The following is a 16,867-nucleotide window of genomic DNA, read 5'->3' as shown; positions in this document are numbered from 1 at the left end:
CTCAACGCGCGAGGTTCACGCCGCCGTCGACCGTGAGGGTGTGGCCCACCACGTAGTCGCCGGCGCGCGAGGCCAGGTAGATGGCGGCGCCGGCCATGTCCTCGTCGCTGCCGATGCGCTTGGACGGGATGCGCTCGGCCACCGTGTCGGCGTGGTCGCGGGCGTCGCGGTTCATGTCGCTGGCGAACGCGCCCGGGGCGATGCCGCTGACGACGATGTTGTCGTGGATGAGCCGCAACGCCATGCGCTTGGTCAGGTGGATCAGCCCGGCCTTGCTGGCGGCGTAGGGGTAGGTTTCCATCGGGTTGACGCTCTGGCCGTCGATCGAGGCGATGTTGATCACCTTGGCCGGCCGATCGCGGGCGCCGGCCACCAGCAGGCCATGCAGCGCCTGGGTCAGGAAGAAGGGCGTCTTCATGTTCAGGTCGACCACCTTGTCCCAGCCGCTCTCGGGGAACTCGTCGAACGGCGCGCCCCAGGCCGCCCCGGCGTTGTTGACCAGGATGTCGAGCGACGACTCGTGCTCGAGGTAGTCGGCCACCAGGCCCTCGATGCCCGCGGCGGTGGACACGTCGGCCGGCAGCGACACGCAGCGCCCCAGCGCCGACAGCTCGGCCGCGGTGGCGTCGCAGGCCGCGGCCTTGCGCGCCGAGATGTACACGCGCGCGCCTTGCCGCAGGTAGCCGGCGGCGATCATCCTGCCGATGCCGCGCGAGCCGCCGGTGATCAGTGCCGAACGGCCTTCCAGTGAGAACAGCTTGGTCATCGATGTCTCCTCAATGCATCCGGGCCGGCGGGCGGGCTGCCCGACCATCAGCCGAAGTGTGCCGCAGCGGCCATCGCGCCCATGCGCCGGGCGATGGCATGGAACTCGGCCACCGTGTCGTCGATGATCTGCTGCACCGACTTCACCGTGTGGATCAGCCCCGCGCTCTGCCCGGCCAAGGCCGGCGCGGCGTCCATGTCGCCGCCGAAGTACACCTGCTGCAGGCCGGCGAAGGCGTCGGGCGTGAGCCGGCCGCTGTCGTGCATCGGCCGCGTGAAGTTGGACTTCAGCGCGCGGATGCAGGGCGTCGCGGCCTTGTTCAGCACCCAGGTGCCGGTGGTGTCGGCGGCCACGATGGCCGCCTTGTAGTGCTCGTGCACCGGGCTCTCGAGGCTGGCGACGAAGCGCGTGCCCATCTGGATGGCCTCGGCGCCCAGCGCGAAGGCGGCGGCCATGCCGCGCCCGTCGACGATGCCGCCGGCCGCCACCAGCGGCAGGTTGACGCGCTCACGGATGGCCTGCAGCAGCACCAGCGTCGACACCTCCTCGGGGTTCTTGAAGCCACCACCCTCGGCGCCCTCGACCACCAGGCCGTCGACGCCGGCGTCCACGCATTTCAGCGCGGCGTCGAGCGTGGGCACGGCGTGGTAGACCACGATGCCGGCGTCGTGCAGCGGCGCGACGAACTTGGCCGGGCTGCCGGCCGACGTGGTGACGAAGCGCACGCCGCTGTTGCAGACGAAGCGCAGCATCGCCTCGTCCTTCAGGAAGCGGATCGGCAGGTTCACGCCGAAGGGCAGGCCGGCCTCGCGCATCGCCGCCACCTCGGCCTGGCAGGCGGCGGTGTCGCCCGACGAGGTTTCGACGATGCCCAGGCCGCCGGCCCGAGAGACGGCGCCGGCCAGCGCGCGGCGGGCGATCCAGCCCATCGGCGCCTGGACGATGGGGTGGCGCACCCCGGTGTGGGCGAGGAATCGGTTCATCGGCGCAGTGTCGAGGCAAGCCTGGGGGCCGGCAGTCGCCTAGGTGCCAGGGGCGGGCAAGCCCTCATCCGCGGGCGGCGCCCGCGTCGGGCGGCCCCTCGGGCGCCCAGTCGGTCAGCAGTTCGTGGGCCGACGGGCGCGGCCGGCTCTGCACGTCGGTGGGCGTGCCGATCGAGATGAAGCACACCGCCTGCTCGTCGCTGGCCAGCCGCAGGGCGCGGGCGAAGCGCTCGGTGCGCACCGAGCGGCCGCTGGTGAGCATCGCGCCATAACCCATGCCATGAGCGGCCAGCAGCATGGCCATCAGCGCGGCGCCCAGCGTCACGGCACGCTCGGCGTCGGGCACCTCGGGGTCTTCGGGCTGGCGGCGCATCACGGCCAGCAGCAGCGTCGGCGCGCGGAAGGCCTTGGCGCGGGCGCGGGCCACGTCGGTCTCGCTGGGCGGCGGCAGGCGCTCGCGCGAGCAGGCCTCGAACACGGCGGCCAGGCGCTCGCGCTGGGTGTCGCCGATGCGCACCAGCCGCCACGGGTGCAGGTCGTGGTGGTCGGGGGCGCTGGCCGCGGCCTCCACCAGCTGCTGCAGCTGCGCCGGCGTGGGGCCGGGCGCCAGCAGGCGCTTCGGCGCCACCGAGAAGCGCGAGCCGATCAGCGCCAGGGCCAGGTCGCCGAGCTCGGTGTCGGCGGGCGGGGCGGGTTCGTCGGTCGGCATGGCCGGCCCCTCAGCGCGTGGTGCGGGGCGCCTCGGCGCCGCATTGCCAGCAGGTGTCGAACGGGCCGTCGATCACCTCGCCGCAGCCGGGGCAGGCCCAGCGCCGTTCGGGCGGGTGCTGCAGTTCGTGCAGCAGGCGCAGGGCCTGCGGCCATTCGGACTCGTCGCTGAGCCACAGCTCGGGCCCGGCCTGGTCGGGCGGGATCTGGCCGGCGATGCCGCTGGCGAAGGCCCGCTGCACGGTGACCGACAGGCCGGCGCCGCGCATCACGTCGGCCCACAGGGTGGCGATCGCGAGGTTGGGGGCGAGGGTGAGGCGGCGCATCGGTCGGGGCATGGGCGTCAGCGCCGGGCCGGCCACACGATGCCGGCCACGATCAGCGCGAACGCCAGCGCATGGTAGCCCTGGGGCCAGTCGCCCAGCACGGCGGCCGACAGCAGCGCGGCGAACAGCGGCGTGAGGTTGGCGAAGATGGTGGCCATGGCCGGGCCGGCCTCGGCCACGCCCAGGCCCCACAGCCGGTAGGCCAGCAGCGACGGGCCGATGGCCACGTAGGCCAGCGCGGCCAACAGCCACGGGCTCCACTGCACCACCACCGGCGTGACCGGCCACCACCATTCCAGCAGCGCCGCGCCGGCGGTGGCCCAGCCCAGGCCCAGCGCCATCTGCAGGCACAGGAACTCGGCCCAGGTCCAGTCGGGCCGCGCCGCGCCCTGCATGTGCGCGGGCGGCCGTACCAGCATCCAGCTGTAGAAGGCCCAGCCGGCGGCGGCCACCAGCATCAGAAGGTCGCCGATCACGAACTGCACGGCCAGCAGTGTGTCGAGCCGGCCGCGCGACAGCACCACGGCCACGCCCACCAGCGACAGCAGCGCGCCGGCCACCTGCCGTCCGCGCGGCCGCTCGCCAAAGAAGAGCGCGCCGATGGCCAGCGTCCACAGCGGCGTGCTCGACGCGATCAGCGTGACGTTCAGCGGGGTCGAGGTGCGCAGCGCCAGGTACTGCAGCGCGTTGTAGGCGCCCACGCCCAGCAGCGCGATCGTCGCCAGGTAGGGCCAGCGTGCCAGGGCCTGCGCACGCCGCTCGGTCGAGCCCATCACGCGCCAGCCCAGCGGCAGCAGCAGTGCCAGCGCCAGCGCCCAGCGGGCGGCGTTCAAGGTGAGCGGCGGCATGCTGCCGATGGCCAGTCGGCCGATCACCGCGTTGCCCGCCCACAGCAGCGGCGGCACGGTCAGCAGCACGGCCAGGCGGGGTGAAGGGCGCATCGTGCACCGATTGTGGGGGCTGTCGCGCACCGGCCCGGCGCGCGTACCATCGGCTGCACACCCCATCGGCCGCGGCAGACGGCCCGAGGAGACACGAGGTGACCGTCACCGTCCCGCTGTGGCTGGCCCTGCTGGCCGGCGCCCTGGCGCTGTGGGCCGTGCTCGACCGGCTGCTGATGCCGACCGCGCGCTGGTTCGTGCGCAGCCGTGCCGACAAGGTGCTCAACGAGGTCGGCCGGCGGCTGAAGATCCACATCCGGCCGTTCCAGCGGGTGCGCCGGCAGGCGCTGATCGACCGGCTGATCTTCGACGACAAGGTGCAGCAGGCCGCGCAGGCCTTTGCCGACGCGCGCGGCATGCCGCGCGAGGTGGCGCTGGACCAGGTGCAGCGCTACGCGCGCGAGATCGTGCCGGCCTTCAATGCCTACGTGTACTTCCGCATCGGCTACTGGCTGGCCAAGCGCATCTCGCAGAGCCTGTACCGCGTGCGCATCGGCGCCACCGACGAGGCCGGGCTCAATGCAATCCCGCCCGATGCCACGGTGGTGTTCGTGATGAACCACCGCAGCAACATGGACTACATCGTCGCGTCGTACCTGGCCGCCGAGCGCGCCGCACTGTCCTATGCGGTGGGCGAGTGGGCGCGGGTGTGGGGCCTGCAGCAGCTGATCCGCGCGATGGGCGCCTACTTCGTGCGGCGCAACTCGAAGGACGAGCTGTACCGTCGCGTGCTCGAGCGCTACATCGCGATGGCCACCGAGGCCGGCGTCACCCAGGCCGTCTACCCCGAGGGCGGGTTGACCCGCGACGGCTTCATGCGCGAGCCGCGCTTCGGCGTGCTCGACTACATGCTGCGCGGCTTCCACACCCAGGGCGAGCGCGACCTGGTGTTCGTGCCGCTGGGCCTGAACTACGACCGCGTGCTCGAGGACCGCACTCAGCTGCACAGCGCCGACGCGAACGCCCGCCCGGCCGGCGGCTTGAAGGCCGCCGGCCGCACGCTGGCCTTCGCGGCGCACCAGGCCTGGCTGATGCTGCGCAACCGCTGGTACCGGCTGGGCTACGCCTGCGTCAACTTCGGCACGCCGGTGTCGGTGCGGGCCTGGTCGGCCGCGCGGGGGGTCGACTTCGACCACCTGCCCAAGGCCGCGCGGCAGGCCGAGGTGGCCGCGCTCGGCCGCCACCTGATGGACGAGGTGGGCCGGCTGATCCCGGTGCTGCCGGTGCCGCTGGTGGCGCTGGTGCTGCAGCGCGCGCCGGGGCCGCTGAGCGTGCTCGACATCAAGGCCCGGGCCGGTGACCTGGTGCGCCTGCTCGAGGCCGGCGGCGCGCGCCTGTACCTTCCGCGCGGCGACTGGGACTACGCCATCGACGCCGGCCTGCGCATGCTGCGCCTGCGCCGCCTGGTCGACGAGTCTTCGGGCCTGTACCGGGTGCGCGAGGGCGAGGGGCCGCTGGTCGGCTACTACGCCAACTCGATCGGGCACCTGGTGCCGCAAGCCGCCGCCTGACGCCGCACCGGGCATCGGGGCAGGCCGTGCCACCCGCGGGCCCGCGCCGGCAGCGCCGGCCGAATTCGACTACGCTTGCGGCCCGAATTCCACACCACAACGAGGAGCCTTTCGCCATGTCCCAGACCATCCAGATCAGCCAGTTCGGCGGCCCCGAGGTGCTGCAGCTCGTGGACCTGCCGGTGGGCGACCCGGGCCCGGGCGAGATCCGCATCCGCCACCAGGCCATCGGCCTGAACTTCATCGACGTGTACCAGCGCACGGGCCTGTACCCCAACAAGCTGCCGCTGTCGCTGGGCATGGAAGGCGCGGGCATCGTCGAGGCGGTGGGCGAGGGCGTCACGCACCTGAAGGCGGGCGACCGCGCGGCCTACGCCAGCAACCCGCCCGGCAGCTACAGCCAGTCGCGGGTGATGCCGGCCAAGACGGTGTGCCGGCTGCCCGAGGCCATCTCGTTCGAGACCGGCGCGGCGATGATGCTCAAGGGCCTGACCGCGCAGTACCTGCTCAAGAAGACGCTGCCGCAGGGTGGCCTGCAGGCCGGCGACCACGTGCTGTGGCATGCCGCGGCCGGCGGCGTCGGCCTGATCGCCTGCCAGTGGGCCAAGGCCCTGGGCCTGCAGCTCATCGCCACCGCCGGCAGCGATGCCAAGTGCCAGCTCGCACTGGAGCACGGGGCAGCCCACGCCATCAACTACCGCACCGAGAACTTCGTCGAGCGCGTCAAGGCCATCACCGGCGGCGCGGGCGTGAAAGTGGTCTACGACTCGGTGGGCAAGGACACCTTCGAGGGCTCGCTCGACGTGCTGCGGCCCTTCGGCCTGCTGGCCAGCTTCGGCAATGCCTCGGGCCCGGTGCCGCCGTTCGCGCCCGGCATCCTCGGCGCCAAGGGGTCGCTGTACATCACGCGGGCCACGCTGTTCAGCCACATCGCGACGCGCGAGGCCACGCAGGCCATGGCCGACGACCTGTTCGCGGTGGTGCAGAGCGGCGCGGTGAAGATCCGCATCGACCAGCGCTACCCGCTGGCCGAGGTGGCCCGGGCGCACCGCGAGCTCGAGGCCCGCAACACCACGGGCTGCAGCATCCTGCTGCCCTGAGCCCGGACGTGCCAGGCCGGAAGGCCTGGCACGCCTGGCGAAGGCGCGAGGGCGATTTCACGCCCGAGGGCTGACGGATGCCGCCGAAGTAGTTGCGACTCGCGCCACAAGATTGCGATTGGCGGGCGCAAGTTCCTGCGACTGACCCAGCCGCGCCTGCCGGTGTGGTCGAACGGTGCGGCTGCGATCACGTGGGGCGTGATCCCGGCGATGTCATCTCCGGTGGCCCGCTGCTCACGCTGCGCTGCGAGCGACGACAGCTTTGTGGCAGGCCAATCTTGTTGGCCTCGGCCTGCTATCGACCCAGAACCGACATCCGCGGCCCTGAACTCACCGCCCAGAAGCTGCCGGTCGGACCCGCAGCCAGGCACCTGTTCGCGGGTCCACCGCCGAGGGCACACATCGGCAGGCGGCACAAAGGGCGCTTGAGGCGCGGCGCACGGCTTGAGACCGTTTGGGCTCGCGCCCTCGGGGGACACAGCGGACAAGCAATCGGCCGGCAGCCCCAGCGGGACGTCCGATGGCGCCCGACTTTTTTGCCCGTCCCGGCCTCCGAGGGGTGAGACGGCGCTGGGTGCGCCGTCTCAGGCGTAATCACTTCGCGGTCTTCTTGGTTTGGTGCTGACACGCTGGGCAGGTTCGCTGGCCGGCGCGCTTGCGTCAAGCCTGTGTCTTCTCCTGTTCCTCTCCCACGTGCGCTGCAACCTCTTCCAGGTACTTGTCGCGATTCAGGAGGCTGAGAAAGCGACCGTCCTCTCCAACGACGGCAACGAAGTCTGAGCGGCAGCGAAGGAGTGCGCGAGACCGCTTGGCTCGCGTGTCGTCGTCGCGAGTCGTTATGGATGCATTGAATGCAGCGTCCGGGACGAACTGCCTCAGGAGCGCGTGGGTGATCCAGGAGGCACGTTCGCGATAGGTGGGAAGTTGAACCCAGTCGGGAGGAACGGGCAGTCCCGTGGGCGGAGGCAGTTGCTTCTCCTGCAGTTGATCCACGAACTGCCTCACGAGATTCTGCGCTTGGTAGGGCTCTAGAGCGCCGGTATCGTTCGTGACCCATGCCATCTGCGCCGTCCTGGGGTCCTGGCCACCCATCTGAGCGTTAAGCGCGCGGACGAGTGCGGACTCAAGCCATGGGTACTTGGTTGCGAGCTGCCAGCGCAGTTGGCGGATGTTCGCAACGGCAACGAATCGGCGCTCTACGCCAGCGGCCCTCTCCACGAACACGAGGACCTTTGCTCCCCGCATGCGTTCCATGAGAACGGCAGCGATGTACAGGCGCGAGGTCAGCCACTCATCGCCCGTTCCCAGTTGAATGACGGCGTAGTCCGCAGGTACCGTGGACTGCGCCTGTTCGATCATCGACCGCGTCGAGTCCGACACCTGCGCCTGGTCCGTTGACGACTTGATCTCATCGAGCAGCGGGGTAGCAGCTGGCGCTTTGGCGGCCGCGAGATCGATCGAGACGTTGAATGCAGACACCTTGCTGACCCGACCCCCGATCGCGCCCAGAAAGCCCGTGAGCGCTTGGCGAAACGCTATCGCGACGATAAGGGCCACGAGGGGCCAGCCTAGTGCCTTGGCGAGCTCAACGAAGAGCAGGCCGTCAGCTCTGTTTGTCGATGCAAGCGACTGCGCGGCGGATGAGGCCGAAGAGGCTGCGGCTAGCGCACTTGAAGCGGCTGACGAAGCCGCAGCAGGTGAGGCTGGCAACGCAGGAGCGTTGGCGCTTCGTGCCGAAGAAGTGGATGAGGCGCCCTGCGAGAGAGCTGGCGACGTCCAGCATAGGGCAGCAGACACTGCTACAAGTACGACAAACCAGTAATTGGCACGCACGATTCCTCCGACTCCAAGGCACGGGGCAGAGCATGCACGAAGACTTCAACGTCGTAGAAGCGTGCTTCATCTCGGCATATGAGACGAGCATGCGAACCGACGCCCGGTACCAACTGGACAGACCTACAGCGCCATGGCTTGGGCACTGCGCCTTGGGTATCGCGACTTAGGAGATTGATCGTGCTCGAGGGAGTCCGCCGCGCGCGCCCTGAGGCTTGAAGGCTTCGATCAGAGCCATGACCGAAGCCCGGAAGGCCACCGGTTGTGCAGAGCCCGCTCGGCCGGGACCCGGCGACTGACTGCTGTGCACTGCGCCGAACTGGCGCTGCCGACCCTACTGCGACATCCGCTGCTTCGCTCTCGGTGTCTCAAAGCCGCCGCTCGCGACACGCTCGAATTGATGATGCGACATCCGAAGACGTCGAATTTCATCAGCACAGTCGCACGAGGTCTTACTGGTCAGGCCATGCCGCCAGCGCACGCGACTGGAGCGCCGCAAATTCGGATCCCGCAGCCATAGGAGCAGCGTGCTGGAAAAAACTGGCAAGCCGTTGGCGCGCCAGCTGACATGTGGCTGCGGGGGTCGCTGCACTTGGAGCCTGGTCTAACAGTACGGCATGTGCCAACACCGCCGGATAAGCGCGCAGGACGTCGATGCCAATTGCAGCGGCACGCTGTACCGCGGCCCGGTCAAGTTCACTGGCGCAAGTCGTGTCCATGTTAGCTCCCGGCAGCAAGTGCAGCGCCGACTGGCGAGCTAGCAACCAGACTAGCGACGCATCGGTTCCGACGGCGACCGCCTCTTCGATCGCCGGCCGGGTCAGGTCCGCCGCTTCGACGCCGCGGCACCCGTCGATGACCCTGCCCTCGAGCCAAGCCGACAAGCGCGGCACCGCCCGCAGCCGCGCCCGCCTGTCCTGCATAGCGAGGCGCGCGTTTTCACGCGCGACCCGCAACGCCAAACGACTGAACGCCGCGAAGCAGTTGCGCCTGTCGGCGGCCTGCGTCGGCGGCGCCGCGGCGCTGATCGCATCGGCACGGATCAAGTCCTCGACCAGCGACATCAATCCATCGCTGACCACGACCTTCCGCTCGCCGAAGCGGTGCAGCGAAGTCACCTTCGGCAAAGGCGAACGTTCGTATACAAAGCGAATGTCGTTGAGGGAGTCGATTTCGGCCCGGGACAAACCAGGGCTGCGCATCGCACTCTTGCGCCAGCCAGCGGCGCTGGATTCGAAGCGCTGCTGAGATTCCTTCACCTCCGGTGCGCTGCGCTGCGCCATGGCAAGGGGCGCGGCCAGCGCACAGGCGATGACAAGCAAAGCGCGGCAACCCGCTTTCATCGCGAACACGCCTGCAGCCAGCCGTCGTGCAAATAGTTCGGCAAGGTTCCCGTGACGGGGAACTGGCGCGTTCCGGCCGTGCATTCGATGCGGACGGCGACCGGCAGTTGGCAGATGCCGAAAGGTCCGCCATCGCTTTCAAAAGAGCTTGCCGGCAGCAGCAACAGGCCGCCTGTAGGCAAGGTCCGGTTCAGCCCGAGCGACCAACCCGATGCGCCTTCGGTTCCAGGGTTCAGGATCACACGCTTGACGGTTGTCGGCGTCTGGCCTTCGTGCAGCAGCGCCAGAAAAACTGTGGGCGCCGCGGGCGGTGCGTCGTTGAGATACCAGCCAGCGCGGTACGGCGGGCAACTCTGGCATCCGCAGAGGGCCAGCGCAGCCGACAGCGCGGCCCAGCGGACGGCGACGCTCATCGCGAGCCTCCATCCAGGCCGCGCACGTTGCGGCGCGGTCCAGCGGTTTCGACGGCTACCTTCAGATCGGCCAGCGCCTGGCGGATGTCACTCAGGATCGCGCTCATGGCAGCGCTGCTGCCGCGGCCGTCGGTATGGGCTGATGCCAACGCCTGCGCCAGCGATTCGACCTGCAGGTTCAGCCGGTTCATCCCCGACTCCAGTCCGGGACCTGGGAGGTTGCCGGCGGTCGGCAGTTTGCGACCCATGTCCTGCAGCGCCACAGTTAGCCCCTCCACTGCCCACGTCAGCCGCTGATCTGAAGCGGTCGTGGGACCGCCCGGGCCGCCCGTTCCACCGGTTTGACCTGATCCGCCGGAGCCACCCGTTCCACCTGTTCCACCCGGACTGCCCGGACCACCAGCGCCGCCAGCAACCGACCCGCCACCGCGGGTGCCTGAACCTGAGCCCTGCAGCGCGCTTGCGGCCTCGCTCAACCGAGCCGCGGCGTTTTCCAGCGCCAGGGTCGGTCCACGCCAGTCAGGACCTACGGGCACACCGCCGCCCAGGCCGGACAAGAGTGCCCGGTCGCCTTCGGTGAGGCGCAGATCGGGCGCTGCCAGGCGGATCGACAGACCATCCTTCAACAGCGCGCGGTCTGTCGACGACAACGACACCTCGCCAGGTGCCAGCGCAACCGTGCCCGCAACACCCAGCGTCCCGCCGACGGTGAGCGCCGCAACCAGTGCCGCGCCAGTGCCGAAATTGTGGATCACTTCACCGAGGCCGCCAACAGCGCCTACCCCTGCCGCGCCGACCGGGAACTTGCAGGCGCACTTCCCGTCCACCGACCCGGCTGTTGTAGGCTCTAGTGACATCGGGTCTAGGTCGGGCCACTGCTCCGGCGCGCCGGGAAACGCGGCCTCCGCGGTGACCATGCCCAGCACGCGGTAGCTCTCGAACTGGCTTTCGTCGAAGAACTGGTCGGCCGTGCTCTGATGGGGAAACGCACTGCCGACGCGCCTGCTGGAATCAGCGTACTGCGACACGTCCGGTGGATCTTCGGGCAGCAGGCGAGGCTTCAGCAGGATCAGTACCCCGTCGCTGTCAGGCGGATTACCGTCGCACGCCGAATAGCGGATCCGGGCCACGATGCGCCGCGCATGCTTGGTGCGGCGATCGGGGCCGGGCAGCAACGGCGGTAGGTCCACGGGTATGCCCAGGTCAACGCGAATCTTGCGCACCGCGTCGAGCAGGTCGGTGTACTGGAATTCACCGTCGCAGGTCGCGTCGACGACCACGATGCGGTGGCAGCGCCGCCGCACCATCTCGTAGACGCCGAGGTTCTCGAAATGCCCGCCGTCCGACAGATAGACGGAGTCGCGGTCATCGGTAGTTCGGCCGAGGGCCTCGTCGAGCATCGCGCTCAGCCCAGTGCGCGGCCCGTCCTCGGACCAGCGCTGGGCACCGGCGGGTCCGGGATTCGGCAGCCACCAGCCGAGTCGCACGTTGAAGATCGCCATCACCAGCGTCACCAGCGCTGAGCTGTGGTAGCCCATGTTAGGCGATGCGGCGGCGCCGGAGATCGTCAACGCGCGACCGAGCGACATGCCCTGGGCGCCGGCGTACGCCTCCGTGGGCACGAAGCCGATGCCGGCGGCGCCGCAATGCCGCGGGGTAGCAATGAAGGAAGCCGCCTTGCGTTGTTGCCAGGCGAGCCGGCGGTTAGACGGCCGCACCAGGTTCAACGCCATGTTGACGACATGAAACAGGCGCGGCGGATGGTCGCCGCACCAGGGACCAGAACACTCGGCCAGTCGGCAGTTGTCTTCAGGGTCGAAGCCGGTGAACCAGTGCGGGTGGCGGCGAGCGCGCGCAGCGCCGAGGTAGGCGCGAACCAGCCGGTTGCCGTACATCCCGTGCAGCGAGAACGTGTTGGCACCGATCAGCCGCGACATCCCGGCGCCGACCAGCGCAAGCAGGACGATGGCAAGCAACACCGCCCGCCAGTCGGCGTTGAGCAACACATGTTCGTAGGCCCGCGATTCGTTGCCGCGCAGCGCGGCGGCGGCCGGCTCCGCGGCCGGCGTCGCGGCCACGCCGGCGGGTTTGGCGACCGGCAGCGCTGCCAACATCGACTCGCTGCGCAGGTAGTCGCTCTCGGCGCGCAGGTCAGCCTCGCACACCTTGGGCATCCACCGATGGCAATGCTCGAGTGCCGCGCTCCAGCCCAGGTTCAGGCCGACGACGGCGGCCAGCACTACCAGCAGGGCCATGATGTCGAGCACGCGCAGGCCGGACTTCTGCAACAGCCCGTCGGCGCGCTTCTTCAGATCGGCGCCGTTCTTGCTCCAGTAGCCGATGGCGCTCGTCAGCACCCCCAGCAGGCCACCGCCGACCCCGATCTGCGCACCCGTGGGTAGGCTGGCCGCAAAGTTGTCCAGCAGCAGCAGCGGCAGGTAGATCACGATGGCGAATGCCACCATCCATGCCAGGCTGGCGTACAGCCACCATGCGGTGGCCCGCGCCCACCACTCGCGGTCGTCTTCGTCGGTGACGCGGCCGGCCAGGCCGGCATACAGCGTCATGGCTAGCCAGAAGGCGCCCAGCATGGCCGGCACGGCGACCGCGGCGTAAAGCAGCCGCCGGTCGTCGGCTGCGTCAGCGGGCAAGCCAGTGTGCTGCAGCGCAAGCCAGAGCAGCAGCCCACCGGCGCCACCACTGGCCAGCACCATCCCGAATCCGAACCAGTTGCGACCGCCCTGACGCAGCGGCAGCTTGCGGCGGTGGCGCCAAAACAGCCCGACGCCGATGCCGGCAAGGTGCGCGCCGATGCCCGCCAGCGTGAACCAGTGCCACGCGATGTCGCGGAAAGTGGCTGCCCAGGCGCCAACGATGCTGAATGTCACCGCGGCCACGGTAACCGGTGCGAAGCAGGCGAAGGCGAACCAGCTCTTGACGTCGTCGAAGGCATTCGCTGAGCTTTCGTCCGGGAGCTTGCCTGGCAGGTCGGCCACAACGTAGGCGATGCCGGCGACGATGAGTGCAGCCGACAAGGCAGTCAGCGCGATCACCGGCGCGAGAGGGCTTTCAGGGGGCGACGACAACAGCGCCAGATAAAAACGCGGCGCCGCCACCGCGGCCGCCAGCAGCGGCACCCAGACCAACCAGTTGAGCAGGAGGTTGCGCAGGAAGATCGCGGCCAGGCTGAGCGAGTCGCTCGACAGCCCGATGACCGGGCTCAGAAAGTTGCTGTACGCACGCAGGCGGGTTACCGGATCGTGGGCGCTTGCGTCGGCATCCTGTGCGCGTGGTTCGGCCGCCGAGTCCTCGGCACTTTCAGTCGCCCCTCCCGGGGCCGGCGGGGGCGGTGGGGCTGCCGGCGGCGGCTGCGCTGTGCCATCCGCGAGCTTGCGGCGCACTTTCTCCCAATTCCACTTTTCGACACGCAGCCAGTTGCTCAACCAACTGCCGATGTAGCCACCGCCGGACACGGTCGACAGGTAGTGGAAGCCGGCCAGCCGACCGCTGCGGGCCAGCGACTGAAGCACCCCGAGGCTGAAGGTCGCGCTGCGGATGCCGCCACCGGAGAGGCACAGCGCTGACGGACGCTGCTCGGCCGGAAGTGCGTGGATGCGAGCGAAGACCTCGCCCAGCGGCCGGCTGGCATCGTCGACCCACAGCGGGCCAGCGAGATACTGAAATTCGCCCTTCAGCACAGCCTCGACATCGACGGCTTGTGGTGCCGCCTTTTGCTTCATGAAGTCGAACATCGCTGTCCCCCTCTGAAGGGCATCTTGCAGTCGCGTCAGCGGCCATGCATCCACTGTGTTGGGGATTGTCAGCCACTTTGCGGCGGCCTAAAGAGCCGTGCCGGTACCAGCGCCGTGGCCATGGCCACGGCCCAATAGCCACCCGATTCTGCGCGTAGGCGCCTCGTTGGAGACGCGCTGCTGGAAGCTGCGGTCACCACCGTCCGGTCATCGCCGAAGGCCGCATTCGATGCGCGGCTCCCGACCAAGGCCGTGTGGAAACTCTGAAGCGCGAGCACCTGCGCTGTACGCGAGCCGCGTCGCAGTCTTGGTTAGTTTGAATGCGCGTCTCCGACGCTGAGATTGAGCCCAGTTCTTCCTTTCACCGCCCTCAAGCCCTCATCGCGCCATCAACTTCGCAGTTCCTAGGATCTTCATCGCTCGCTTCAGGTTGTAGGCCAAGACCTGCAGACTCATCTCGGTGCGCACCTTCGGCAGCGTCTTGGTCAGGAAGCGCGTCGACCCCATCCAGGCCTTGAGCGAACACATGCTCCACGGTCTGTCGGCGCAACCTAGCGACCTCGGCCGGTGCTTCATCCAGCCTCTGCTGCACTACCTCCAGCACGCCCTCGTGTTCCCAGCGGCTGATACGTCGGTAGTCGCCAGTCGTGCACTGGCTCTTGAGTGGGCAGTTCGGACAGGCTTAGGGCCAATATTTGTGCATCGTCTTGCCGCGCTCCTCGGCGGTGAACCGATGGATGGCGATCTGGCCTGCCGGGCAGCGGTACTCGTTCTTGTCCGCGTCGTACGTGAAGTCACGTTTGTCGAAGCGCCCCTCGGCCTTGCTGTTGGAAGTCAGCGGCTTGGGCACCAGCGTGGCGATGCCCGCCTCTTCGTGCGCATTGACGGATCTCGTGGCCCTCGTAGTAGGCGCGGTCGGCCAGTGCGATCATGTCCGGCGCTTGCGTAGCTTCCTGAGCCTTGGCCGCCATGTTCGAGAGCTGCGACCGGTCGTGTCCGACGTTGGTCACCTCGTGCGCAAAGATCATGTGGTACTTGGTATCCACGGCGGTCTGCACGTTGTAGCCCACCGTGCCGGTGCCGCGTCCGCTGGTGGCCGTCGAGCGTGCGTCGGGGTCGGTCAGCGAGATCTGCTGGTTGGCGCTAGCCTTGACCTGCTTGCCGATCTCTCCCAGCGCCCTCATCTGCTCCTTGACCTTGGCGATTTTCTCCTTGAGGTGAGTCACCCGGCTGGGCAGCACCGCGGCGGGTTGACGATCCGCACGGTCGAGTTCGTCGAGGTAGCGCGCAATGCTCTCTTCCAATTGCTGCATCCGGGCCTGCAGCGCGTGATTGGTGAAGTTCTTGTCGCGGTTGTTGGAGGCTCCTTCGCGCCGTGCGGGACGACGACGACTGGACAAATCTCAACCCGAGTGAAGCGCTGGCGAGACACGCGTCTGTCCTCACATCGTCGAGTCACTCCTGAGACCCGGTTGGGCTCCGCTCCCGGGCCGCGCCAAGCGCGGGACTACTGATGTGTAGTGATGACGCCTGACCTGCGTCCCGGAATACTGCGCCACCTTCACAGTAGGAGATCTACATGGCCAGGATCGTGGCTTCCGCCAATGACTCGCCGACGCGTATATCGGTTGTCTGGATCGTCGTCAACGGCAAACGCGTGTTCATCTCGAAGGACGCATCGCAGCCCTCGGAGGTGCCCAGCGGCGTCGAGTTGACCATCGAATGGGACTTCCGGGGAAATCCCGGCGACGAGGCCACGGTCGAGATCTACGAAAGCGTTGGCCAGAATTGGGCGAAGTACGAGCCACCGCTCAAGGTCGTCATGCCAGGCGGGAAGACGCGAGTAACGAGCACCAATCCGCCCGCGGGCCAGCAGCCCTACACCCTCCAAACCTGATGTCACGGGAGATCGAATCATGAGAACCTCACGCTCGTCGCTCGGTGCCGCCGTGCTGATGATTGCTGCAGTGCTGGCGGTCGCCTCCACAGGTGCAAGTGCGCAGGATGCCAAGAAGAACATGAAAGCCCTCGTGGATGTGCCCGGCAACGCGGGCAAGACCCCGGCCCGTCCGTCCTGCGAAATTCGTGCGGCCGCGGGCACTTCGGCGGTGGACTGCAGCATCGACATCAACCACTTTGGAAGCAACCCGGGTCGGGGAATCACGGGAGATGCCACGTTCGTCTCCATCGATGTCGCCGTGCCGCAGCCGAAAGGAAGCGAAGTCACGACGTTGGGTTCCCTCGATGGCCTGGCTCGCAGCTATACGTTGGGCATGTCCGTGGGCACGATCGTCATGTTCGAACCCACTACCGCACTGTTCGGCGTGTCGGCGAAGGGCGGACCGCAGAACTACTCCTGGTATGACGGCACCACCCTGGTCAAGTCGTCCGACACGCGTTCGTCGCACAGCGTGGACGGCTATGCCGGGTTCACGTTCGGCAACGACGGTGCGAATGCCGCGTACCTGAGGCTCAGTCGACAGTCGGTGTTCAAGGACTCCAAGAGTCGCATGCTGTGCCCGGTAGCGACGTCGGCGGCGCCGGTCGAGTGCGTCAACGGACCGATCGGGGCACCGGCCAAGTCGGTTTCCAACGTGGTTACGCTGCAGTACGCCCGGGCGTTTGATGCGCCGGGCACGGGGATGTCGGTTTCCATCAGCCGCAATACGACTGATCAGGTGACCGGGATCGAGGTGCCCATTTACCTGCTCACGATGGGCACGCCGAATGCACCGTTGAGCCTGGGAATCTCGGCCGGATGGACCAATGACCCCAGCAGCGCACGGCGAGGATCGCTCGCCGTGATGTTCTCGACGAGCAAGTTCAAAGTCTTGTCCCAATGATGTTCGATGCGTCGCGATGCGTCGGGGCGCCGAAGAGCGTGAGACAAGGGCGGTGCGGAGATGTGCTCTTCGACGAAAACAGGACGCGGGCGCACTGCCGTACCGACGGGATGCTGCCCGCCGCCTCACGTTCGTCTCACAAGGGGCGGAGCTGAGGGAGCCGCCGGTCGACGTGGCAGCTCCCGAAATCTAGATGAGAATTTCTCCGTCAAGCTCGTCGTTCCCGCTGTGCCGTTGCAACTGGGCTACCGCGGCGCGGAACTTCTTTAGATCGGCGGCCTCAAATCTGAAGTGCAACACCCAGCAGCGTAAGGTGTGCACATGGCCAAGACAAAGCAGTACCAACAG

At 68.3% G+C, this 16,867-nt stretch carries 15 protein-coding genes and 1 pseudogene; 4 read left to right on the top strand and 12 right to left on the bottom strand.

What is annotated here, in order from left to right:
• Position 1: 1 nt before the first annotated feature.
• The 5 genes from EOINJALH_RS06870 to EOINJALH_RS06850 form a co-directional block, all read right to left on the bottom strand.
• Positions 2-766 (bottom strand): SDR family oxidoreductase, encoded by a 765-nt coding sequence (locus tag EOINJALH_RS06870; RefSeq protein ID WP_088279606.1) that lies wholly within the window; start codon positions 764-766, stop codon positions 2-4.
• 47 nt (positions 767-813) lie between these two features.
• Positions 814-1,749, bottom strand: a complete 936-nt coding sequence (locus EOINJALH_RS06865; protein WP_088279605.1) for a nitronate monooxygenase family protein — start codon at positions 1,747-1,749, stop codon at positions 814-816.
• 64 nt (positions 1,750-1,813) lie between these two features.
• Positions 1,814-2,458, bottom strand: a complete 645-nt coding sequence (locus tag EOINJALH_RS06860; protein WP_088279604.1) for a nitroreductase family protein — start codon at positions 2,456-2,458, stop codon at positions 1,814-1,816.
• A gap of 10 nt (positions 2,459-2,468) precedes the next feature.
• The gene (locus EOINJALH_RS06855; RefSeq protein WP_088279618.1) at positions 2,469-2,783 is read right to left on the bottom strand and encodes a hypothetical protein; all 315 of its coding nucleotides are present in this window, start codon (positions 2,781-2,783) and stop codon (positions 2,469-2,471) included.
• Positions 2,784-2,800: 17 nt separating this feature from the next.
• Positions 2,801-3,724: a DMT family transporter gene (locus tag EOINJALH_RS06850; RefSeq protein ID WP_088279603.1), complete on the bottom strand. Its 924-nt coding sequence runs from the start codon at positions 3,722-3,724 to the stop codon at positions 2,801-2,803.
• Positions 3,725-3,822: 98 nt separating this feature from the next.
• On the opposite strand from EOINJALH_RS06850, the gene EOINJALH_RS06845 reads away from it, so the two are divergent.
• Entirely contained in the window at positions 3,823-5,235 is a 1,413-nt protein-coding gene (locus EOINJALH_RS06845; protein WP_088279602.1) for a 1-acyl-sn-glycerol-3-phosphate acyltransferase, read from the top strand.
• A 116-nt stretch (positions 5,236-5,351) separates the two neighbouring features.
• Complete coding sequence (locus tag EOINJALH_RS06840) at positions 5,352-6,335, top strand: quinone oxidoreductase (protein ID WP_088279601.1); 984 nt, start codon at positions 5,352-5,354, stop codon at positions 6,333-6,335.
• Between the two features lie 660 nt (positions 6,336-6,995).
• Here the strand turns inward: EOINJALH_RS06840 and EOINJALH_RS06835 are convergent.
• The 7 genes and pseudogenes from EOINJALH_RS06835 to EOINJALH_RS06810 all read right to left on the bottom strand — a co-directional run bounded on the left by EOINJALH_RS06835 (position 6,996) and on the right by EOINJALH_RS06810 (position 15,076).
• On the bottom strand, positions 6,996-7,892 hold the full coding sequence (locus EOINJALH_RS06835; protein WP_088279600.1) for a hypothetical protein: 897 nt from the start codon (positions 7,890-7,892) through the stop codon (positions 6,996-6,998).
• Between the two features lie 728 nt (positions 7,893-8,620).
• The gene (locus EOINJALH_RS06825) at positions 8,621-9,520 is read right to left on the bottom strand and encodes a hypothetical protein (RefSeq protein ID WP_144289896.1); all 900 of its coding nucleotides are present in this window, start codon (positions 9,518-9,520) and stop codon (positions 8,621-8,623) included.
• Positions 9,508-9,924 (bottom strand): hypothetical protein, encoded by a 417-nt coding sequence (locus EOINJALH_RS31095; protein WP_144289895.1) that lies wholly within the window; start codon positions 9,922-9,924, stop codon positions 9,508-9,510. The genes EOINJALH_RS06825 and EOINJALH_RS31095 overlap by 13 nt, the downstream gene beginning before the upstream one ends.
• Complete coding sequence (locus EOINJALH_RS06820; protein WP_088279597.1) at positions 9,921-13,676, bottom strand: hypothetical protein; 3,756 nt, start codon at positions 13,674-13,676, stop codon at positions 9,921-9,923. The genes EOINJALH_RS31095 and EOINJALH_RS06820 overlap by 4 nt, the downstream gene beginning before the upstream one ends.
• A 378-nt stretch (positions 13,677-14,054) precedes the next feature.
• Positions 14,055-14,204, bottom strand: coding sequence for a hypothetical protein (locus tag EOINJALH_RS32575; protein ID WP_234413697.1), 150 nt, complete (start codon positions 14,202-14,204; stop codon positions 14,055-14,057).
• Between the two features lie 43 nt (positions 14,205-14,247).
• Positions 14,248-14,304: pseudogene (locus tag EOINJALH_RS32570) on the bottom strand (hypothetical protein); the annotation flags it as partial.
• A 166-nt stretch (positions 14,305-14,470) separates the two neighbouring features.
• Positions 14,471-15,076 carry a hypothetical protein gene (locus EOINJALH_RS06810; protein WP_144289894.1) on the bottom strand — a complete coding sequence of 202 codons (606 nt, stop codon included), beginning with the start codon at positions 15,074-15,076 and terminating at the stop codon, positions 14,471-14,473.
• A gap of 179 nt (positions 15,077-15,255) precedes the next feature.
• Here EOINJALH_RS06810 and EOINJALH_RS31090 point away from each other — a divergent pair, with 179 nt between their 5' ends.
• Both EOINJALH_RS31090 and EOINJALH_RS06805 read left to right on the top strand, forming a co-directional pair.
• The gene (locus tag EOINJALH_RS31090; protein WP_144289893.1) at positions 15,256-15,573 is read left to right on the top strand and encodes a hypothetical protein; all 318 of its coding nucleotides are present in this window, start codon (positions 15,256-15,258) and stop codon (positions 15,571-15,573) included.
• 19 nt (positions 15,574-15,592) lie between these two features.
• Positions 15,593-16,519: a hypothetical protein gene (locus tag EOINJALH_RS06805; protein ID WP_088279594.1), complete on the top strand. Its 927-nt coding sequence runs from the start codon at positions 15,593-15,595 to the stop codon at positions 16,517-16,519.
• Positions 16,520-16,867: the final 348 nt, after the last annotated feature.

It is taken from the genome of Ideonella sp. A 288 (assembly GCF_002198735.1).
Taxonomy (GTDB): domain Bacteria; phylum Pseudomonadota; class Gammaproteobacteria; order Burkholderiales; family Burkholderiaceae_C; genus Pseudaquabacterium.
This window is presented reverse-complemented; position numbering and strand designations above follow the sequence as displayed.